This window comes from Hydrocarboniclastica marina (genome assembly GCF_004851605.1).
GTDB lineage: Bacteria > Pseudomonadota > Gammaproteobacteria > Pseudomonadales > Oleiphilaceae > Hydrocarboniclastica > Hydrocarboniclastica marina.
This window is the reverse complement of sequence record NZ_CP031093.1, coordinates 3,700,025-3,721,340: the sequence shown is the minus strand read 5'-3', so window position 1 is coordinate 3,721,340 and position 21,316 is coordinate 3,700,025. Positions and strand designations below refer to the sequence as shown.

The following is a 21,316-nucleotide window of genomic DNA, read 5'->3' as shown; positions in this document are numbered from 1 at the left end:
AAGACATTTTCGCAGACTTCGTTCGGGCCATTCTCTAACGCACGTCCTACCCGACAGTACCGACCAGGACATAGCTCCGGGTTAGGAAAGAAGAGATCTGGCATCTTTGAAGAGCCGGCTACGAGATCATTATCCGAGACAGTGTCGGGACTCTGTCCCGGTTTTGTCTCGGACAGTGACCGACGTTTAGTTCACATCCGGCATCAGAACGAACTCATCGAGAGTGCAATAGAGCCGTCCGGCAAATGGGGCGCAAGTGAGCACACCGAAAAGCTCCTGATACAGTCCCGGTAAGGTCCTGCTAATCAGCGTGCCTTCGGCCAGAAACACCACAAGATCCTGATCTCCGGCCCGGAGAATAAGGCGCCAAATCAGAGGCCACATCGGGTCAATGGTTGGATAGACGCTTATGACGACACAGGATTCCATTCGAGTGGTAGCGCCCTTGAACATCGCGAACCGACTCATTTGTCGGCTTCCCAGTGGGTCAGGTAAGTCTCCAGCTGCGCAAGCAATGGCTGAAGTGAGGCGCGATTGGGGGGTAGGGCCTGAGCTTCGAGGCTCCTCTGTACCCAGGTTTCCAGAGCCTCCAGGTTGTTCTTCTCCCCGCCATGGCCGAGAACCATGACCAAGCCGTTCCCGGGATGAATGTTAAGCGCCAACCGCAAAGCACCCGCGAGTCTGGTTATCCTCAAACGCTCGTCACGGGAATATCGTGCAGGCGCAGCATATGGCAGAAGTGCGAGTTTAGTGCTCATGATTTAGCTCCATCATGGAGGGGTTGGTAGGCGTTTCGGAGGCCGTGGTCGATCCGCTTTGATCAAAACTCTGCAGTAGCAATCGCTCGAAGGCGGAGCCGTCCCGGCGAGTTAGGTTCGGCACATAACGGGAGTAGACACGAAACAGCATTTCGGTCGTTGTGTGGCCCATCTGTTGGGCAATCCACTCTGGGCTCTCGCCTGAAGCGAGCCATAGCGTCGCTGCGGTATGTCTTGTCTGGTAGGGCCGGCGTTTACGCAAATTCAAGTGAGCCAATAACGGGTACCAGACTCGCTTGGTGACATTGTTATGGGACAATGGTGTGCCCGAGCGTGTGCAGAACACGAACGTATTGGAGCCGGTGACCTTTCGCTGCCTCATGAGCGCGTCATGCACCAACTGGGACATGTCGATGGTCCTGAATGACCCATCATTCTTGGTATATTCCAGCTCACCGTTCACCAGTGACTGACGCACCAGAATCTGGCGGCGCCTGAAATCGACGTGCTCCCATTGCAGGCCATCGATTTCACCAGTCCGCAAGCCGGTGAAGAACCTGACCGTGAAATACTCTCGAAAGTCGGGCCGGACGGTATCCAGGATCAGCTTCACCTCATCGAGGGTGAAGGGCTGAACGTCCGTCCGCGGTACCCTCAATGATTTAATCCCGTGATAGGGTGAGCTAAAATCGAAGCGGTTGGCTGCTTCACTCAGGATCATGCGCAAAGGCGTCATGATGTGGTTAATGCGAGTTGCTGACAGATTTTTCGCGCTCCGGGTCTGAACTTTGGCGAGCGAGGACCGGAACTCGAGAATGTCTGCCTTGGTGATGCGGCCGACCTCCTTCTTTGCAAACGCGGGCAATAGATAGTTGTTCAGCGTCAGGCGCACGGTAGCGATGTGCGACTTACGCCACTGGATCTTCATCTCCTCGAACCAGTCCTCAGCAAAACAACTGAACAAGGGCGTCTCGTGGTATTCCCTGGCTGAGGCGATCGCCCGCTTACTAAAGTTTTCGGCGTTGGGGCTGTTGGGGAAGTAGCGGCCATACTCGAACGTGCCTAGCGTGATCTCAGCCTCAATTTTCCTGAGGATGCTTTCGAGCTTCCTCCGATTCGCTGGAGAATCGCCCAGAGCGGTTTGTTCGCGGCAGCGTTTGCCGTTGTAGCGGAAGTCGAAAAACAGTTTGCCCGTTTCAGGGCGGGCCACGACTTTACCCACGGCAAACACCTCCTCCGGCCATCGGCACGGCCAAAGTGTGATTCGTGGAATGGCCAAGCATGTCTTGCTCGATCACGCTCCAGATGTAGAGAATCTTGCGGCCGCCGAAGGGACGAAAGTAATGGACTCCTTCCAGCAGAACGGAGTCCTTGAGCCTTTCTCGTATAGTTCGTGGGTCGTACTTAATTCGCTCGGCGAGCTCTTCGGTTGTGAGGTAAAGCTGTGACATGGGATTTTTCCTCTGCTACCTTTCAGTGCTGGAGGACATACCGAGTCGTTAGCGCCTCAAAATGTCCTCCTGAAGATCATTATGCACTCTAAAAGGCCTATTGCAAGTCTTTTTGATCTCCTGCGGGTTATTTTGTTCTTTGGTGAGCCAATGATTAAATGCCATCTGTCCAGATTGATGGGTGAAAAGAAGCTCAAGATTGTTGATGTAGCGAGGGAGACGGGCGTGAACCGGGGCACTGTCACCCGGCTTTATCACGAAACGGCCAGTCGCGTAGAGCTCGAAACAATTGAAGCTCTGTGCCGATATCTGGGATGTGATGTAGGCGATTTATTCGAGTTTAAGGATGACTAGTGAAAAATTTCTGGTGAGGAGCAGTCCAGACAATGGCAATTTCGAGTTTTCGATCAGTTATGCGGCCCGTCGCTTTGGTGCTCAGTGTCGGAGCCTCAAGGCCTTTAGCAGCCGTGCGCGAGACGGTGCAGGCAGCCGCAAACCGAAGTCAGACGCCAAACAGATATGTCAGATCAAGGCACTGCGCCGTGACCCGAACACAAACGATGCCGAAGTGGCCATGACTACGGCGTATCAGAGAAACCAATTATAAGCATTGCAGCGTCGTAAAGCCGCGCCATCAATAGTGTATATCCAAAGAGAGAAAGTGATTTCGTGTCCAGACTGACTGATTTGATTGCCAAGGCAAAAGCCAAAGACGCGGCGTTAGGGGCCGAGCTGGATCGAGAGTTCAAGATGCTGTCGTCACGGTTACCCTTTGGGCTGAATTTCGAGCGTCATAGCCCGGAAGCGGTTGAGTTGCCGCTGCGACCAATTCGCAAGGGTGACAAGGTTCGAGTAATGCCTAAGCGTGGTTCTACCAAGAAAGGTGATGAGCGGCTGTGGCGGGTGAAGAGTATTCAGAGAAGCAAGAAGATAGCGGCCTTAGAGTTGCTGGGAGCCGCAGAGATCGAGACTCAGACCGTGTCGGTGGATGACCTGGTGGTGGTGGCCGAGTTCCGTGACACCATCTATCCGGGCCTGGTCAGTACCGGCAAGGTGCTGCGAGGCGGCGAGAAGCCTCACCATTCGGTCATTAATGGAGAGAACTTCCATGTCCTCAAGATGCTGACCTATACCCATCGCGGCAATGTTGACGCCATCTATATTGACCCGCCTTACAACTCAGGCGCGAGTGACTGGAAGTACAATAACAACTACGTTGGCGAGGACGATCTTTATCGCCATTCCAAGTGGCTTGCTTTCATGGAACGGCGCCTGTTAATCGCCAAAGAGCTACTTAAGCCGTCAGGTACTTTAATTGTCACAATAGACGAGCACGAGGTTCGACGGTTAGGGTTGTTGCTGGAACAAACACTGGAGGGGTTCACGATCCAGCAGGTCACAATCGTGATCAACCCTAAGGGCGTGACACAAGGTTATCTTTCACGCGTAGAGGAATATGCGTTCTTCTGTTTCGGCCCTGAGAGCAAAATCTTCGCAGGGGACGACGACCTCCTAACAACGACGGACTCGAAAGCATCTGATGATGGCCACGCGCGACCTCGGTGGAAAGGGTTACTTCGATCAGGGGATGAAGCGGAGAGAAAAGATCGCGAACAGATGTTTTATCCCATCTGGATCAATCCCAAGACCAAGAAGATTGTGAAAGCGGGCCAATACCTTCCTCTTGAACAAGAACCCGACTTTAACCTAACTGATGCGGATGGCAACGTTGCGGTCTGGCCTGTGCGCAAAAATCTGACGCTTGGAAGGTGGGGAGTCGGAGTCAGTACATTTAACGACCTTGTCAAGAAGGGCTTTGTAGCGCTTGGAGCGTACGACAAGAAGCGCAAATCGTGGGGCTTTTCGTACCTGTCTGAGCAACTTCGTAAGGAAGTTGAAGACGGGACCTTGGTCGTACTGGCTCGAGATCCGGTGACAGGGGTTGCAGACGTAGTTTACGACGGTGCTGCGACCAAGAAAGTCCGTACCGTTTGGCACAGGAAAAGGCATGACGCCGGCGCATACGGCACCGATTTAGTCGGAAAGTTTTTGGGCAATGGTCGTGCATTCCCGTTCCCCAAGAGTCTTTACGCTGTTGAAGATGCCCTTCGCATAATTGTTCGAGGGAAGCCCGACGCGATTATCCTCGACTTTTTTAGTGGTTCAGGATCAACGGCACATGCGGTGATGCGCCTCAATCGACAGGACGGCGGTCGGCGACAGTCAATATGCGTCACTAATAACGAAGTTCGCTCCGATGAGCAAGCCGCTCTGCGGCAAGCAGGTCTACGTCCAGGTGATCCCGATTGGGAGAGGTTGGGTATTTGCGACTACGTTACCAAGCCGCGTGTTGCCGCTGCCATCAGAGGCAAAACTCCGGACGGTCAGGCTATTGAGGGCGATTACAAGTTTATCGACGAATTCCCGATAGCAGAAGGATTCGAGGAAAACGCCGAATTTTTCACCCTGACGTATGAAACCCCATTATCGGTCAGCCACAACCTAGCGTTTAGCCGAGTTGCGCCGTTACTGTGGTTGCGCGCTGGAGCGCGAGGGAGTCGTATTGACAAGCTGCCCGCCGATGGATGGGCGGTGGCAGATGCCTATGCACTACTAAATAACGCGGATGCAGCCACACCCTTTATCAAGGCACTGGGTAAGGTGGATGGGGTACGCATTGCCTATATCGTTACCGACGATGACCGGCGCTTCCAGGCAATCGCCAAGCGGTTGCCCGATGGCGTCGAACCAGTGCGACTGTACGAGTCTTATCTCACCAACTTTAGCTTTACCAACGGAGAATAACGGATGAAGTTCACGCTTAAAGACTATCAGCGCGACGCCGTCCGCGACTCCTTGAGTAACCTAGGCAAGGCTCGTCGCCTTTGGCACATTGAAGCCGACAGGACGGCATTCTCACTCACTGCGGTAACCGGCGCGGGTAAAACGGTAATGGCTGCGGCCACGTTCGAGGCGCTGTTTCATGGTGACGATGAGTTCAGCTTTGATGCCGACCCTAGCGCGGTGGTGATCTGGTTCAGCGATGACCCGTCGTTGAATGAGCAGACGCGCTTTCGCTTCATCGAGGCCAGTGACCGTATCAACTACACCGATTTGGTGGTGGTAGAAAACACCTTTAACAGGCCGAAGTTCCAAGCCGGGAAAATCTACTTTCTCAATACCCAGAAGCTCAGCAAAAACAGTCTTCTGGTGCGCGGCCATGATCCGGAGGAAATGGCCGCCAAAGTGGACGGCACATTTCCCGACATGCGTCCCGATCTACGTGCATACACCATTTGGGACACTATACAGAACACCATTGAAGACCCGGATTTGACGCTGTATCTCGTGCTGGATGAGGCGCACCGAGGCATGGGAACACAGACTGCGGCTAGCCAGAACGCCAAGAGCACTATCGTCCAAAGGCTCATCAATGGCGTAGGCAGCGTGCCCGGCATCCCAGCGGTATGGGGTATCTCGGCCACGGTCGAACGATTCAATAAGGCGATTGAGTCGGCAGGCAAGCATATCAAGCTGCCCAATGTGGAGGTTGATGCCTCCAAGGTTCAAGAGTCCGGTCTTATCAAAGACACCATCCTGCTAGATATACCGGACAATGTCGGTGACTTCGATACCGTTTTGGTGCGCCGAGCGACTGACACGTTGAAAGAGTCCACCGCTGCTTGGTCAGCTTACTCCAAGCAGCAGCAGGAAGCCCATGTTGTCGTGCCGCTGATGGTTTTGCAGGTTCCCAACACGCCTGATCCAGATAAAATCGGACGGGCTCTGGATACCATTTTTGAGCGTTATCCCGAGCTGCCTTCTGCCAGCGTGGCGCATGTTTTTGGAGATCATACTACGCAACGGTTCGGCAAACGGGACGTGCCTTATATCGAGCCTCAGCGAGTCGAGGAGTCAACCTGGGTACGGGTGTTGATTGCCAAGGATGCTATTAGCACAGGCTGGGATTGTCCGCGAGCCGAGGTCATGGTTTCTTTCCGTGCAGCCAAGGACAAGACCCACATTACGCAGTTGTTGGGCCGTCTGGTGCGTTCGCCACTGGCTCGCCGTATCCCTGGTAATGACCGTTTGAACGCAGTGGACTGCTTGCTGCCTAAGTTTAATCGCAAGGCTGTGGAGCAGGTTGTCGATGAGTTGACGACCGGCAGCGATGCGGCAACGCCAGGTCGGGTCTTGATCGACTACATCGAAGTGGTGCCGAACCCTGCTGTTTCGCATGCCGTGTGGGAAGCATTCGAGGCGCTACCGTCACAAACACGTCCACAGCGAGGTGCCAAGCCTGCTGTCAGGTTGACTGCGCTGGCCCATGAATTGGTATCCGACGATATTCTGCCTGGTGCAGGCAGGCTGGCCCATGCGGAAATGCATGCAGTTCTGAATAAGTTTCAGGCAGACAACGCAGCCAAGATCAAGGCCAAGCAACAGTCTGTCTTGGTTGTGGACGGCAAGACTGTGAAAGCGGACATGCTGGGCCAGGGGCGCAGCCTTGAACAGTTCTGGGAAGATGCCGACGTGGCGGTAATCGACGACGCCTATCGCCGTGCAGCGCGCATCTTCAGCCCGGCGATTGCCCACTCGTATGTTGACCACCTGGCCAGCCTAGCAGCCAACCGTGATGATGATCCGGAAGCATTCCTGGAAGCCATTGTTGAAGCTCGCGTAACCGTTGCTGGCTTGGGCCTAGTTACTGAGGCACAGGCTTATTTCGATGCCGAGGCGGACAAAGTGGCGAAGACCTGGTTGTCCAAGTATCGGGAGCAGATCAAGGCCCTAAGCGATGATCGAAGGGAATCCTATCGGCAGATCATCGAAATGAGTACAGAGCCGCAGGACGCGGGCTTGCTAAAGCCTGAGGCCCGTTATGAGGCGACCAAGGCGAACGAAAACGGCAAGGTGAGGGTGCTCCCGGTCTGGGATGGCCACTTGCTGTGCGACCATGCAGGCAAGTACCCAGCTGACTTGAATGCTTGGGAGCGCACGGTTGTCGAGACTGAATCGGCAAGGCCAGGATTCTCTTTCTGGTACCGCAATCCGCAACAGCCAGGGCAAGCATCGTTGGGTATTGCCTATGAGAAATCCGGTCATTACGGGATTGTTCGCCCAGACTTTCTGTTCTTTGCTGAGGAGGACGGCTCCCTAGTGGTCGATCTGGTTGATCCGCACGGGCTGCACTTGGGTGATGCGTTGCCGAAGCTCCAAGGCTTGGCGTTGTACGCCGCATGCCATCTCGCTGTCTATCGCCGGATCGAGTCGCTCGCCATGGTGAAGGGAAGCGGCAAGCTGCGAGTACTCGATTTGAAACGCCAGGAAGTGCGGGATGCGATCGCCGTAGCCCAAGATGCGGAAACGATATTCAGTAGTGGGCTTGCAAATGATTACCAGTGATCGTGTAACTGGGATTGGCTAATCAGTTCGACTACCGCAGGTACCACGGCGTGCGTAAATACACAACGAAATCGGGCCGTTCTTGTTACGGAGGAGATCTAGGCCGAGCTGATCGGCTGACGGCTCGGCAAGACGTTATCCGAGACCTTGAGCTGAGCCTTTGTTAAGGCTGGTACATGTAGCGGGTGCGAATGAGAGGCGCAGGTTTATGACTACGGAAGCAGAGGCGCTGACTAACATCCTTGCGTGGTCTGCAGATAGTCCCGGCTGGCAGCGCGACGCACTGCGCCGACTTGCAACGCAAGCAGCCTTGGAGCCGGTTGATATCGACGAGCTGGCTTCCATTTGCAAGGGAGACAATCCAGCGGTCCCGCTGGAAGCGGGACACCTTCGCGGACCGAATGGCCATCAAGGGGAAGTCTATCTGCGGCAGGTGCATGGAGTCCGGCATATCAACGCACTGGCTCCCGACCAACGGCTGACTCTCCATCGTGTCGGTTTGACGATCATCTACGGTGACAACGGATCGGGAAAATCCGGCTATGCGCGGATACTCAAGAAAGTTTGTCGCGCCCGTATGTCTGGCCGAGCTGAGGAGATCGTCCCCGACATATATGACGCCGCACCGGGCAACCCGAGCGCCACGATTGAATACGCGATCAGCGGTCAGAATCGTACCTGCGCTTGGCAACTTGGTCAGGCTGCCGACCCCGCGCTTGCAGGTATCAGTGTGTTCGATTCCCGCACAGCAAACGTCCATGTGGATGATACGAATGACGTGGCTTACACACCGTTTCCGCTCAAACTGCTTGGTTCACTAGCGCAGCTGTGCAAGTTGATCAAGGAAAAGCTAGCAGCAGATATTGACCAGATAAAGGCGCAAACGCCGGAAGCTATCAGGACGCCGACATGTAGCAGGGACACAGCGGTCGGCAAACTCATGGCCAATCTCACTGCCAATACTGCGCCGGCGATAGTAGAGGAGTTGGCCACACTCACGCAAGCAGAGCAAGACCGATTGGCACAGCTCACGGCGGACTTGGCTGGTGATCCAGCTCGCGCGGCGCGCCAGCTTGCGGCGTTGAAGACCAAAATTGACGGGTGCATTGTGGGCCTGGATCGGCTATTTGCTTCAATCAGCGACGAGACCGCCAATGACCTGCGTCGCCTTGCCGTTGCTAGCGATGCAGCGCGCCAGGCGGCAGAAGCTGCTTCCAGTGCACTTTTCCGGGACGAACCATTGCCGCAAATCGGATCGGAGGTTTGGCAGGCTCTATGGGCCAGTGCCCGAGCATTTTCTGACACGGATGCCTATCCCGAACAGCACTTCCCTGTGACAGATCCCGGCAGCGTATGTCTGCTTTGTCAGCAGGAATTGACGCCCGTAGCCGCAGATCGCCTCAATCGCTTCGAGGCTTTTGTGCGCGACGACAGCCAGCAACGTGCCGAGGCTGCGCGCGTCACCTATGACAGCGCACTGGCAACGTTCAAGAGTGAGGCTGTTTCGTTGGCAGAGCTTACGAACATTGTGGCAATCCTCCGCGACGGACTGCGCCAAGATGCCTTGGGAGTGGAGGTCAGGGGCGCGACTCTGCGCGCTCTATGGCGTCACCGCCAGATCCGGCGAAGCCACGCGAATCCAAACGCCGCTGTTGATGTACCCGCTGCGGAATATCCGCGTCAGGCGCTGGTCGATCAAGCTGCAGGAATTGAGGCTCGGGCGAACGCCCTCGCCGCGGAGGCTGGATCTCCAGCTCGCGCCGCCTTGCTTGCCGAAAAGGATGAGCTTGCGGATCGGCAATGGCTTGGTGGCATCAAAGCCGATGTTCTTGGCGAAATTGAACGCCAGAAGAAAATCGCACGGCTTGAGGCGGCCCAACGGGAAACTTTCACCAACCGCGCCACCACCAAGAGCACCGAGATCGCTCAGGCTTTGGTGACGGACGCGCTACGCGCGCAATTTGCTCGCGAGGTGGCGAGCTTCGAGATTGCTGACCTCGCTGTGGAGCTTCGACAGCGCAACAGCGTTCAGGGCATCCCTCGCTTCAAGGTCGCACTTAGACGGAAGCCCACAGCTACGGTGGGACAGGTTTTGAGCGAAGGCGAGCATCGCTGCGTTGCCTTGGCCGCGTTCATGGCTGAACTTGTCACCACGGCAAACAAATCCGGCATTGTCTTTGATGATCCCGTTTCCTCGCTCGACCACATGCACCGGGAGGCCGTGGCCAAGCGTCTAGTTGCTGAGGCCGCGCATCGACAGGTCATCGTCTTCACGCATGACCTGGCGTTCCTGTTCGAGTTGAATCGCGCGGCGGACGATGTGCGGCCTAAGCCGCAGGTTGCGATTAGCTCTATCAGCCGGGGTGCTGACAAGGCAGGCTTTTGCCGCAGCGAACCGCCATTCAAGGCGCGTCGGGTCAGTGACATCACCACAAGTCTTAATAATCAGCTTGCGGGCGAACGCTTCCATTTTGAGCAAGGCAATCACGACGAGTGGCGAAGGTCCGTCAAATCCATCGCGGCAACGCTGCGTGATACGTGGGAGATCGCGGTTGAAGAAGCCGTCGGGCACGTCATTCGGCGACTGTCCAATGAAGTGAGGACGCCTGGCTTGATTAAGCTGACCGCGATCACAGCTGTCGACTGCGAGGCTATGCGGGACGGATTTGTTCGCTGTTCCGGGCTGCTGCACAGCGCCGCCGCTGCGTTGAACCGCCCTTTGCCGAGACCGGAAGCATTGGCTGCAGAGATTGATGCGTTGGCGGCTTGGGCGGACAACCTTCGTCATCGGCAGAATGCTGCTAGGTTGCCTTGAACCCTTAGCAGCCACCTCAGTACTGTGGCACTGAGTGCAGTATTATTCATGGGGTTACTTTAGCGCTTGTAACTCGGGTCTTGAAGTTCTCTTAGAAATTAATTGTCTGGCTTCACTGCAGTTATTTGTGTCCAGGCCCAGAAGAACCAGTGTCAGTGCAAAGGTCACAATTTCTCGGTCGGTCATAAATGCGCCAGAGCCGTGGACACAGCGTGGACACAATCTGGACACAAGAAAAAGAAAAGGGCCTACGCTCACACGTAAGCCCTTCTTTTACATGGCCCGCCCGAGAGGATTCGAACCTCTGACCTCTGCCTCCGGAGGGCAGCGCTCTATCCAGCTGAGCTACGGGCGGTTTGCTGGGTTGTTGGGGTGGGTCCCCGAAACAGGGCGCCTATGATAAGCCCGGATGAGCGCAATGTCCAACGTCGTTGTGGGCATTCGGGCAGGGTGCTGATTACATTACCATGGCTCAAAAGAGACATCGTGGGCTTGCTTTTGTGGATCTTAATGATAATAATTATCACAACGGTTCATGGCAGGGGTGAGCGTATGTATGTCTGCATGTGTTTTGGGGTAACCGACAGGCAAATCCGACAGGCAGCACGCACAGGTTGTGGCAGTATGCGCGAGTTGGGTAAGGAGCTTAACGTCGGTCGCCAGTGTGGTCGGTGCGCGCCCATGGCCCGGGAACTGCTGCGAGAGACTCGCAGTGAGAACTATATGCAACTCGCCAATATGTTGGCCCAGCCCGCCTGATTAATCCTTCTGGTCTTGAATTCCCTCTCTGCGGATGCCCTAATGTGAGCTGAAAACCGCTCGCGGGCGGCTGCTTCTGCAGTCGCTGCATTGTCACATCAGAGGGAGGCTACATTTCGTGAAAGGTGACCCCAAGGTTATCCAGTTTCTGAACCAGGTTCTGGCTAATGAGCTTACGGCTATTAACCAGTATTTCCTGCATGCGCGTATGTACGGCAACTGGGGCCTGAAGCGGCTCGAGAAGAAGGAGTACGACGAGTCCATTGATGAGATGAAGCATGCCGACCGTCTGATCGAGCGCATTCTCTTTCTCGAAGGCCTGCCCAACCTGCAGGATCTGAACAAGCTGCTGATCGGCGAGCACGTGCAGGAAATGATCGAGTGCGATCTCAAGATCGAGCACAAGGCCCATGCTGATCTGAAGGCGGCTGTTCAGTACTGTGAGCAGGTGCAGGATTACGCGTCACGGGATCTTTTCGCGTCAATTATCGATAGCGAAGAGGATCACATCGACTGGCTTGAGACCCAGTTGGAGATGATCCAGAGAATGGGGCTGGAGAACTTTATGCAGCTACAGGCGATGCCCAGCGAGTAGCTTGCCCCCAAAGCCATTCCCGGTCGGGACCTCGCTCTCAGCGAGCCGTCCCGGTCAGAGCCAGTCCGCAATGGTTATGCCTATCCCGATCCGCTTCACGTGGTGATTGTAGTCAATCAGCGTCTCGCCCCAGCCGTGGAAATACTGCACGTAAGCCCGAACAGAGTCTGACAGAGGGAAAGTATAGTCCAGCCTGACGGTGCTTCTGTTTTCGTCAAAATCGAGGTTATTCCGGAAAAGCATCCCGATCGTCGTTTCATCCGGTAATTTATAGGTGACGTTGTAGTCGGCGTAGCCCAGATACTTGTAGATATCGGGGTTATTGTCTTCGCTTTTGCTCTCGGGTATTCGGTACCACGGGCTGGCTGACATCACCCAGCGGTTGTTGCTGTAGACGACATTGCCAAGAAGCCGGTTCCAGCTGCGGGAGAGCGGGTCGGAAAGGCCGTTGGACTGGTGGTTTATGCCGATGCTGACGATGTCTATGGATCCTGGCCCAAGCTTCAGGGCGGGCTCATAGCTGAGGAAGATTTCCGGCTCGTAGTTCGACTCTCGAAAGGGCGACGACTCGTCCCGGTTGAACGCTTGCCAGAACGATAACTGTGTATAGGCGGCCCACAGCCTGGTGCGTTCCGGGAATAGTCCTGTCAGCAGTGGTATGCGCACGCTGAACTGGAACTTGGCTTCCATATTGGAGAAGTCTTCCTGCAACGGCTCCCGCCCGAACTGCACGCTTTTGGGTGCCTGGTTTACCGGGCTGCCGTATGTGACGGGAAGCAGGTAGTTGGCCCGGTGACGGACGAAGGTACCGGAGTAGGAAAATAGCGCCTGCTGGCGTGCCAGCAATTGCTCGACCAGGCTTGGCGGCCGAGCCTCTTCTTCGTCCAGGGTTTCCCGATCCAGGCCGATCGATTCTGCGGCATCCAGCAGGTCGGGGTCGGTTTCCTGTTGTACGGGCTGGGTCTGTTGCGGCTTCAGGAACTGGTCGTAGCACTCAAGCCTGGAGACTCCCATCTCAATGGCGGCGCATTGCTCGATACGGGTCGGGGCGGGCTGTCCTTCAGGGAGGCCATTGGTCATTCCGTTCCCGCCTGGCTCGTTAACATCTTGTGCCAGCGCGGATATGGCGGTGCCCAGCCCGACCAGGAGCACGCTGAAGCTGGCGCTTTTGCGATTCATGTTAGAAGCTCATGCCTTAAAGACTCGTGGACCCTCGGGGGGCTTGATACTGGCTGTTTTGTTTCACCAGCGACGGGGTCATCCTGCGTGTTCATGCTCTGCCAGGTCTGTACCATCGCAAGCGCCCATATACTGAGCAGCGTTATGGTCATAAGGCCAAAGAGGATCGTATGGACGCGCTTCCTGTTACCGGAGCCGGCACTAGCCACCCACCGCAGATACATCAGTCCAAGGAAGCTCAGGAACATTGTCAGGCTGGCGCCGGCCGGGAGCAGCAGCCACAGCAGAGTTGGAGCGCCATTTTCGGCAGCGCTTCCACGCAGAAGGAAGAGGCTGGCGATCAGGGTAAGGAGAGAAATGACCTCCAAAACCACCAGCCGGAGTTTCCACTGTTGCTGTGATGCCACTGATATCTCCTATCGCCAAGTGCGCCACGGCAGGATCCAGACTCATCCCGGCAAGCGACAGTCTAATCACCCCCAACGCAAACCGTAACCATTTAAATAAATTTAACCCGATACCTTGACTGACGGTCGTTCGTTTCAACGGAAACGAGCACTCAGCGGTGCTGTTTTTGGGCTTGGGCTGTTTTCGAGTGGGTGCAGTCGCTATAATTGCCCGCTGACAAAGGTGTACTCCAAGAACGAGGTGAACTGTGACGAACCTGAAGAGACTGCTGCTCGCCGTAGTTATCGCGGCGGCCTGTGTAGGTATGGCCGTGGCGGCCTCCATGGAAGACCAGATAAAAGAGCGTATCAAGCCAGTGGGCGAGGTTTGTGTGGCTGGCCAGGAATGCGGTTCGGGCGGCGGTGCTGCAGCCTCTGCCGAAGCAGCCGGTGAGCCGCGCAGCGGTGAAGCAGTTTACAGTTCTGCGTGCACAGCATGTCACTCGACCGGAGCGGCCGGAGCGCCTGTGGTCGGTCAGGCAGACGCTTGGGCGCCACGCATTGAAAAAGGACAGGAAACGCTGATCGAACATGCGATCAATGGCTTCAATGCGATGCCGGCGATGGGCGCGTGCGGAAGCTGCTCCGAAGAAGAAGTTGCCAGTGCTGTGAAATACATGATCGAGAACAGCCAGTAAGGGCAATTTCGAAATTGCCGTTGCCGAAGAACCGCCCCTGGGGCGGTTTTTTATTGCCATAAAAAAACCGCGGCCGGAACCGCGGTTTTTTCAGACTGGCCCCGAAGGGCTCAATCTAACTTACATTTTGCGGGCAGCGGGGCTGCTCACAGGTTACTACTCGCCAGCCGGAGCGAAGTCGACGGGCTTCTCGCCCTCGCGTACTTCTTTCATGCTGAGCTTCACGCGGCCCCGGGCGTCGACGTCCAGTACCTTGACCAAGACTTCCTGGCCTTCGGAAAGCTCATCGGAAACGTTCTCGACACGGCGATCGGCAATCTGGGAGATGTGAACCAACCCGTCCTTGCCGGGCAGGATATTCACAAACGCGCCGAAATCGACAATACGCTCAACCCGGCCTTTATAGGTCTGGCCGACTTCGATTTCCGCGGTAATTTCCATGATGCGGTTGATAGCATCTTCAGCGGCCGCCTGATTGGCTGCATAGACGCGGACGAGCCCGTCATCTTCAATATCGATGGACGCGCCAGTCACTTCGCACAGGCCGCGTATGGTGGCGCCGCCTTTGCCGATGACGTCGCGGATTTTGTCTGACGGGATCCGCAGACTCAGCATGCTTGGCGCTTTCTCGGACAGCTTTTCACGCGAAGTAGAAATGACCTTGGCCATTTCATCGAGAATGTGAACGCGCGCCTGATGAGCCTGCTCCAGCGCGATCTCCATGATCTCTTCGGTGATACCCTCGATCTTGATGTCCATCTGCAGTGCAGTAACGCCATCACGGGTACCGGCGACTTTAAAGTCCATGTCGCCAAGGTGATCTTCGTCGCCCAGGATATCAGTCAGCACGGCAAAGCCGTTTTCTTCCTTGATCAGGCCCATGGCGATACCGGCGACCGGGGCCTTGAGCGGAACGCCCGCGTCCATCAATGCCAGCGAACTACCGCACACGGAAGCCATGGAACTTGAACCGTTTGATTCAGTGATCTCGGAGACGATACGGATTACGTACGGGAACTCCTCAGCATTCGGCATGACAGCCTGAACACCGCGCTTGGCCAGTTTGCCGTGGCCAATTTCCCGGCGTCCCGGAGGTCCGACCCTACCGGCTTCACCTACTGAGTAGGACGGGAAGTTGTAGTGAAACAGGAAGGTGTCCTTGCTTTCGCCTTCCAGCGCATCGATGATCTGCGCATCCCGGGCCGTGCCCAGAGTCGCTGCCACCAGTGCCTGGGTTTCGCCACGGGTGAACAGGGCCGAGCCGTGGGCATTGGGCAGGACGCCAACCTCGACTTCAATCGGACGGACGGTCTTGTTGTCACGGCCGTCGATACGGGGATGGCCTTCGATGATCCGCCCGCGTACGATTTTCTTCTCCAGCTTGCCGAAGTAGCTTTTAACTTCGTCAGCGTCGTACTGTGGCGCTTCACCGCCTGCCAGTTTTTCAACGGCGGCCTTGCGAATCTCAGCAAGGCGGGCGTAACGGTCGGCCTTGTCGCTGATCGTGTAGGCTTCGGTGATCGCGCTTTCGTATTCGCCTTTGAGCGTGTCCAGCAGGGTGCTGTTGTCGGCCACGGACTGCCAGTCCCACTTCTGGACGTTAGCTGCAGCGGCGAGTTCGCGAATATTCTCGATGACCGGTTGCATGGCCTCGTGGGCGAACAGCACGGCGCCGAGCATCTGGTCTTCGGTCAGGCCAGTCGCTTCGGACTCAACCATCAGCACGGCATCTTTCGTACCGGCAACGACCATGTTGAGGTCAGAAGTCTTGAGGCGTTCGTAGGTCGGGTTGAGGAAGTAGCCTTCGCTCTCGGTAAAACCAACCCGAGCGCCGCCGATGGGGCCATTGAAAGGTACCCCGGAAACAGCGAGGGCGGCGGACGCGCCAATCATCGCAGCGATATCCGGGTCAACATCTTTGTTGGACGACATGACGGTCAACATGACCTGGACTTCGTTCTGGAATCCTTTGGGGAAGAGCGGGCGAATCGGTCGGTCAATCAGGCGGGAAGTCAGCGTTTCTTTTTCCGACATCCGGCCTTCGCGCTTGAAGAAGCCGCCCGGGATCTTGCCCACAGCGTACGCCTTTTCAATGTAGTGCACGCTCAACGGGAAAAAGGACTGATCCGGCTTCGCTTCTTTGGCGGCTACAACGGTCGCCAGGACGGAGGTGTCGTCAACGGTGACCAGCACAGAGCCGGTGGCCTGACGAGCAATGCGACCGGTCTCTAGGGTGACGGTGTGATCGCCGAACTGAAATGATTTTTTAACTGGATTCACGGGTTCTCCTTTCCAGTAGTGCAGTCTGAATATATCTCGTTTGCCAATAACCTATTGCCGCTGTTCTTACGAAACAAGCTGTTCTTACGTAACAATAGGGCCTGCCAGATGCAGGATGCGGTTCCAATATGACCGCGGTACGTCGTTTTTCACTCGTTTGTGTACTTTGCCTGGTGCTCGTTTAGTAATTTCAGTGCCGGTTTAGTACGTTCAGTACCGGCTTGGTACGTTCGGTAACTGCTTGGTGTTCGTGCTGGCTTCAGGCCTGGTATCCGGCGAGCGCGAGGCCCGGCCATATATCGATCGACGATCGAAACCGATACCGGGAGGCTGGACTGAGCCCATGTCTTGTTACGGCTTCTCCGCAAACAAATACACTGGCACGGAAACAGAAAGAGGAGAATAGGCCACGAAAGCGCACGGCTTGAGCCGGGGCGCCCAGGTCGAAGGGAGACCGGTCGGCCAGAGCCAACCGGCAACACAGGAACTGCGCGAGTGCTGGTTAGCGGCGCAGACCCAAACGACCGATCAGGTCGACATAACGGCTAGCGTCTTTTCTCTTCAGGTAGTCGAGAAGCTTACGACGCTGGTTGACCATACGAATCAGACCACGGCGGGAATGGTGATCCTGCTTGTTAGCCTTGAAGTGGCCTTGCAGTTTGTCGATATTGAAACTCAGCAGCGCAACCTGGACTTCAGGTGAACCGGTGTCACCCTCGGCGCGTTGAAAGTCTTTTACGATCGTGCCTTTCTCTTCGGCATTCAGTGCCATGTCAAAAACCTCTTAATATGCTCAACTAAGAGACGACAAACCGCGCATATTTACAGTTTGCGTCTTTCAGGCCGAAGTGGCCGTATTTACCAGACGCCGGGGTTTAACCTGCCCGTCCAGCAAAATTTCACCCAACCCAAGGAACACCCCGTCAGGGCGTTCTCCACCAGAGTATTTTTTACCAGTGCATGTTCCACCAGTGCTCTCTGTCGCTGCATCGCCTGAACTGGCGACGTCGCACGAATACAGGCGTACCTGACCCGGGTTGGATTGACCCGGTATTCTAACGGGTTGTCCGTTTAATATCGATACACAATGCTCGGGATTTATACAGAGTGCGGGAAGTGCTTCCAGGGATTTGTCCACAGGCTGCAGCCAGGTGTCCAGGTCGCCGCCGGTGTCCATGTCTTCCAGAGCCGACATTGGCACAGCGTCAGCCAGAGAGAAGCTGGCCGCGGCGGTCCGGCGAAGTGCGGTGATATGCGCGCCGCAACCAAGGTTTTCGCCGATGCTTTCCACCAGTGATCGCACGTAGGTGCCCTTGGTACAGAGCACATCGATTTCGAACCGATCGCCCGAAAACGAGACCAGGGAAAGTGCCTTGATGGTCACGCGGCGTGCTTTACGTTCCACTTCATGGCCGGCACGTGCAAGTTTGTAGAGCGGCTGACCCTTGTGCTTCAGCGCGGAGTACATCGGCGGCACCTGGTCGATCTCACCGCGGAGCGGCTCAAGCGCTCGTTGCAGCATTGCCTCGTCGAGCCCGTCAGGAAGATCGTGCGTCGCCACGGTTTGGCCGTCGCTATCGCCTGTGTCGGTGATGGCTCCCAGTTTTCCTTCCGCACGATAGGCTTTATCGGCGTCGAGCAGCCATTGGGAAAACTTGGTCGCCTCGCCAAAGCACAGGGGGAGCACGCCGGTCGCAAGCGGGTCAAGGCTGCCTGTATGGCCGGCCTTGGCCGCGCCCAGGTGGCGCTTGATCCGTTGCAGGACGGCATTGGAGGTCATGCCGGTAGGCTTGTCGATAACCAGAATGCCATCGATGCGCCGGCCTTTCCTGGACCGCTGACTCACCGGTCGTCCTCTTGCTGTGAATCGTCAGCTTCATCGTCAGCAAGGCCGCGGTTGCTGGCGACAGCGCGGTTAATCAAAGCATCAAGCTGGCGGCTCTCACCTGCCAACCGATCAAAGTGAAAGCGCAGGTAGGGCACGGTGCGCAGCTTCATGGCCTTGGCCAGGGCAGTGCGCAAGTAGCCGGAGGCACTCTTCAGCACCTGCTGGCTTTGCTGGACTTCCTCACTCTCTGGTGTGAGCTCTTCGGTGCTGAGAATCGTGAAGTAAATATCGGCATAGCCCATATCCTTGCTGACCCGCACGTCGTGCAAAGTCACCATGCCCAGGCGCGGGTCTTTTACCTCGCGCTGGATCAGCCAGGCGAGTTCTTTCTGGATTTGATCAGCAATACGGTCCGAACGCTTGAATTCGCGTGGCATGGGTCTCTCCCGGCACTTTCTTTAAGCCAAAGGCGTTAAAGCCAATAGTGTTAAGCGCAAACATGTTGGGCCCAAACGTGTTGAGCCAAAGCCAAACTGCCGCGAATGCCCGTAAGGCATCCGCGGCAGTTTGTGCAAGCGGTGGTCACGTCAGCAACATGACCTCGCCGTATCAGCTCAGCTGGCGTTCCACCTGGACGCGCTCGAAGACCTCGATCTGGTCGCCGACTTTTACGTCATAGCCTTTAACGCCAATACCACACTCCATGCCGTTACGCACTTCCTGCACGTCATCCTTGAAGCGACGCAGGGACTCGAGCTCGCCTTCGTAGATAACGACGTTCTCGCGGAGAACACGAATCGGCTTGTTACGGTAAACCGTACCCTCGGTAACCATACAGCCGGCCACCTGGCCGAACTTCGGCGAACGGAAGGTCTCGCGTACGTCGGCGATACCAACGATGTCTTCGCGGAAGTGCGGGGACAACATGCCCGTAAGGGCCGCGCGTACATCATCGATCATGTTGTAGATGATGCTGTAGTAGCGCAGGTCCAGCTCTTCGCGTTCCACCAGCTTCCGTGCAGCACCGTCGGCGCGCACGTTGAAGCCGAATATGACGGCACCGGTAGTCATGGCCAGGCTGACGTCGGTCTCGGTGATCCCGCCGACGCCCGACGTCACGATGTTGACCTGCACTTCTTCGTTACCCAGGTCGGTTAGCGCCTTGACGATCGCCTCGAGCGAGCCACGGACATCGGCCTTGAGCACTACATTGAGTGTCTTGACCTCTTCCTTGCCCATGTTCTCGAACAGGTTCTCCAGCTTGGAGGCCTGCTGGCGTTGCAGCCGCTGCTCGCGCTCCCGAACCTGGCGGAACTCTGCCAGCTCGCGGGCTTTGCGTTCGTCAGCCACGGCGAGGAACTCGTCACCAGCGTCTGGCGTTCCGTTAAGGCCGAGGACTTCCACGGGGATGGAAGGTCCGGCTGTCTTGACGGTTTTGCGGGCCTCGTCGAGCATGGCGCGCACTTTGCCGTAGTACTGGCCGGCTACGACCATATCGCCCAGTTTCAGCGTGCCGTTCTGTACCAGCATGGTAGAGACAGAGCCACGACCTTTTTCCAGGCTGGATTCGACGACCACGCCTTTCGCAGGTGCATCGGCCACCGCCTTGAGCTCAAGCAGTTCGGCCTGGAGCAGGATGGCTTCGAGCAACGCGTCGATACCGTCACCGGTGAGGGCGGAAACCGGAACGAACTGCGTATCGCCGCCCCAGTCTTCGGGGATGACTTCAAGCGCAGAAAGCTCGTTCTTGACCCGGTCCGGGTCAGCGTCTTCCTTGTCCATCTTGTTGACGGCCACGACCAGAGGTACGCCAGCCGCGCGGGCATGCTGGACCGCTTCCTTGGTCTGCGGCATGACACCATCGTCCGCCGCGACTACAAGAATAACGATGTCGGTAGACTGGGCACCGCGGGCGCGCATCGCGGTAAACGCGGCGTGTCCGGGGGTATCCAGGAAGGTCACCATGCCGCGATCGGTTTCAACGTGGTAGGCGCCGATGTGCTGCGTGATCCCGCCTGACTCGCCGGCGGCAACCTTGGCCCGACGGATATAGTCGAGCAGAGAGGTCTTGCCGTGGTCGACGTGGCCCATGACGCTGACGACCGGCGCCCGCGATGTCGCTTCGCCTTCGTCGTAGCTTGCGGTATTGAGGACTTCTTCCTCAATTGCATCCTCACGCACAAGGCGGGGGGTATGGCCCATTTCTTCCACAACCAGCGCTGCAACGTCCTGCTCCAGTGGCTGGTTGATGGTGGCCATGACGTCCATCTTGAACAGTGTCTTGATGACGTCGCCGGCTTTAACAGCCATGCGCTGAGCCAGCTCGCCCACGGTCAGGATTTCGGGGATCTCTACTTCTCTTACCATAGGTTTGGTCGGCCTTTCGAAAGCGTGTCTCTTTTCGCGAGGCTTTTTCTTGTGCCGCAGCGGCTTGCGCAGGGTGGCGTCGTCTTCGTCATCGACCAACGCGACCAGCTCTTCTTCGACCCGAACTTTCGGGCCTTTATGACCCGCATTCTTACCCTTGGTCTTGGGTTTGCCGTCCTCATCGTCGAGGTCGTGCCGCGGCCCTTTCTTCTTCTTGGGCTTGCGTGCCTCGGCGGCGGGGTCCGGCATTGGCGGCTCGGGCATGATCTCAGGCTGGGGAGCGGGTTTGGGCTTGACCTCTTCCTCGGGCTGCTCGTCTGAAGCTTGCGCTGGGGCCGCGTCCTGTTCGGGCTGGGTCTCATCCGCCAGTGGTGCTTCTGCAGGCTGCGCATCGGCCACAATACGCTCTTCAGCGTTCTGCTCCTGTGCTGGCAACTGCTCTTCCGCTGCAGGTTGCTCTGCCTCAGCCTCGGGCTGTGGCTCGGCTCTTTTGACGTAGGTGCGCTTCTTACGGACTTCGACGTTAACCGTCTTCGCCCGACCTGCGCCGCTGCCTGCTTTCAGTGTGGTGGTCGTTTTGCGCTTCAGCGTTATACGCCGGGGCTCACCGTCGTCACCATGGTTGCGGCGCAGAAAGGCCAGCAGGGTCTGCTTTTCACTATCGGTTACAATATCATCCGCTGCGCGGCCGTTGAGCCCCGCATCTTCAATCTGGCGAAGCAAGCGGTCAACGGGAGCGCCTACGTCTTCGGCCAGTTGCTTTACAGTCACATCTGCCATCTGGTCCTCCTCTC

At 56.6% G+C, this 21,316-nt stretch carries 18 protein-coding genes and 1 tRNA gene; 8 read left to right on the top strand and 11 right to left on the bottom strand.

The features are described from left to right. Window positions 1-186: 186 nt before the first annotated feature. Genes soil367_RS16465 through soil367_RS16450 form a run of 4 tightly spaced genes read right to left on the bottom strand, consistent with a single transcriptional unit; the run spans window position 187 to window position 2,209 of the window. On the bottom strand, window positions 187-468 hold the full coding sequence (locus tag soil367_RS16465) for a hypothetical protein (protein WP_136550124.1): 282 nt from the start codon (window positions 466-468) through the stop codon (window positions 187-189). Further along, window positions 465-758 carry a hypothetical protein gene (locus tag soil367_RS16460; protein WP_136550123.1) on the bottom strand — a complete coding sequence of 98 codons (294 nt, stop codon included), beginning with the start codon at window positions 756-758 and terminating at the stop codon, window positions 465-467. The genes soil367_RS16465 and soil367_RS16460 overlap by 4 nt, the downstream gene beginning before the upstream one ends. Continuing rightward, a complete protein-coding gene (locus tag soil367_RS16455; RefSeq protein WP_136550122.1) occupies window positions 748-1,980 on the bottom strand; it encodes an Arm DNA-binding domain-containing protein in 1,233 nt (410 codons plus the stop codon). The genes soil367_RS16460 and soil367_RS16455 overlap by 11 nt, the downstream gene beginning before the upstream one ends. After that, on the bottom strand, window positions 1,973-2,209 hold the full coding sequence (locus soil367_RS16450; RefSeq protein ID WP_136550121.1) for a hypothetical protein: 237 nt from the start codon (window positions 2,207-2,209) through the stop codon (window positions 1,973-1,975). Before soil367_RS16450 ends, soil367_RS16455 begins: the two co-directional genes overlap by 8 nt. An 81-nt stretch (window positions 2,210-2,290) precedes the next feature. Between soil367_RS16450 and soil367_RS16445 the strand changes: the two genes are divergently transcribed. The 4 genes from soil367_RS16445 (at window position 2,291) to soil367_RS16430 (ending at window position 10,430) form a co-directional block, all read left to right on the top strand. Further along, window positions 2,291-2,563 (top strand): helix-turn-helix domain-containing protein, encoded by a 273-nt coding sequence (locus tag soil367_RS16445; protein ID WP_425459956.1) that lies wholly within the window; start codon window positions 2,291-2,293, stop codon window positions 2,561-2,563. A gap of 315 nt (window positions 2,564-2,878) precedes the next feature. Further along, the gene (locus soil367_RS16440) at window positions 2,879-5,014 is read left to right on the top strand and encodes a site-specific DNA-methyltransferase (protein WP_136550120.1); all 2,136 of its coding nucleotides are present in this window, start codon (window positions 2,879-2,881) and stop codon (window positions 5,012-5,014) included. 3 nt (window positions 5,015-5,017) lie between these two features. After that, window positions 5,018-7,615: a DEAD/DEAH box helicase gene (locus tag soil367_RS16435; RefSeq protein WP_136550119.1), complete on the top strand. Its 2,598-nt coding sequence runs from the start codon at window positions 5,018-5,020 to the stop codon at window positions 7,613-7,615. A 208-nt stretch (window positions 7,616-7,823) separates the two neighbouring features. After that, a complete protein-coding gene (locus soil367_RS16430; RefSeq protein WP_136550118.1) occupies window positions 7,824-10,430 on the top strand; it encodes an AAA family ATPase in 2,607 nt (868 codons plus the stop codon). A 278-nt stretch (window positions 10,431-10,708) separates the two neighbouring features. Here the strand turns inward: soil367_RS16430 and soil367_RS16425 are convergent. Then, window positions 10,709-10,785 (bottom strand) — tRNA-Arg (locus soil367_RS16425). Between the two features lie 155 nt (window positions 10,786-10,940). On the opposite strand from soil367_RS16425, the gene soil367_RS16420 reads away from it, so the two are divergent. Both soil367_RS16420 and bfr read left to right on the top strand, forming a co-directional pair. Further along, window positions 10,941-11,189: a bacterioferritin-associated ferredoxin gene (locus tag soil367_RS16420; protein WP_172962375.1), complete on the top strand. Its 249-nt coding sequence runs from the start codon at window positions 10,941-10,943 to the stop codon at window positions 11,187-11,189. Window positions 11,190-11,307: 118 nt separating this feature from the next. After that, window positions 11,308-11,784: a bacterioferritin gene (gene bfr, locus soil367_RS16415; RefSeq protein ID WP_136550116.1), complete on the top strand. Its 477-nt coding sequence runs from the start codon at window positions 11,308-11,310 to the stop codon at window positions 11,782-11,784. 54 nt (window positions 11,785-11,838) lie between these two features. Here bfr and soil367_RS16410 read toward each other — a convergent pair whose 3' ends face one another. Continuing rightward, complete coding sequence (locus tag soil367_RS16410) at window positions 11,839-12,963, bottom strand: phospholipase A (RefSeq protein ID WP_136550115.1); 1,125 nt, start codon at window positions 12,961-12,963, stop codon at window positions 11,839-11,841. 170 nt (window positions 12,964-13,133) lie between these two features. Between soil367_RS16410 and soil367_RS16405 the strand changes: the two genes are divergently transcribed. After that, complete coding sequence (locus tag soil367_RS16405; protein ID WP_136550114.1) at window positions 13,134-13,364, top strand: hypothetical protein; 231 nt, start codon at window positions 13,134-13,136, stop codon at window positions 13,362-13,364. A 254-nt stretch (window positions 13,365-13,618) separates the two neighbouring features. After that, window positions 13,619-14,047: a c-type cytochrome gene (locus tag soil367_RS16400; protein WP_342777433.1), complete on the top strand. Its 429-nt coding sequence runs from the start codon at window positions 13,619-13,621 to the stop codon at window positions 14,045-14,047. A gap of 156 nt (window positions 14,048-14,203) precedes the next feature. Here soil367_RS16400 and pnp read toward each other — a convergent pair whose 3' ends face one another. The 5 genes from pnp to infB all read right to left on the bottom strand — a co-directional run bounded on the left by pnp (window position 14,204) and on the right by infB (window position 21,302). Further along, window positions 14,204-16,327 (bottom strand): polyribonucleotide nucleotidyltransferase, encoded by a 2,124-nt coding sequence (gene pnp / locus soil367_RS16395; RefSeq protein WP_136550113.1) that lies wholly within the window; start codon window positions 16,325-16,327, stop codon window positions 14,204-14,206. Window positions 16,328-16,829: 502 nt separating this feature from the next. Continuing rightward, window positions 16,830-17,099, bottom strand: coding sequence for a 30S ribosomal protein S15 (rpsO, locus tag soil367_RS16390; RefSeq protein WP_136550112.1), 270 nt, complete (start codon window positions 17,097-17,099; stop codon window positions 16,830-16,832). 66 nt (window positions 17,100-17,165) lie between these two features. Continuing rightward, complete coding sequence (gene truB, locus soil367_RS16385) at window positions 17,166-18,173, bottom strand: tRNA pseudouridine(55) synthase TruB (RefSeq protein ID WP_136550111.1); 1,008 nt, start codon at window positions 18,171-18,173, stop codon at window positions 17,166-17,168. Continuing rightward, window positions 18,170-18,592 (bottom strand): 30S ribosome-binding factor RbfA, encoded by a 423-nt coding sequence (gene rbfA, locus soil367_RS16380; RefSeq protein ID WP_136550110.1) that lies wholly within the window; start codon window positions 18,590-18,592, stop codon window positions 18,170-18,172. The genes truB and rbfA overlap by 4 nt, the downstream gene beginning before the upstream one ends. A 172-nt stretch (window positions 18,593-18,764) precedes the next feature. Further along, on the bottom strand, window positions 18,765-21,302 hold the full coding sequence (infB, locus tag soil367_RS16375; protein WP_136550109.1) for a translation initiation factor IF-2: 2,538 nt from the start codon (window positions 21,300-21,302) through the stop codon (window positions 18,765-18,767). Between the last annotated feature and the right edge of the window lie 14 nt (window positions 21,303-21,316).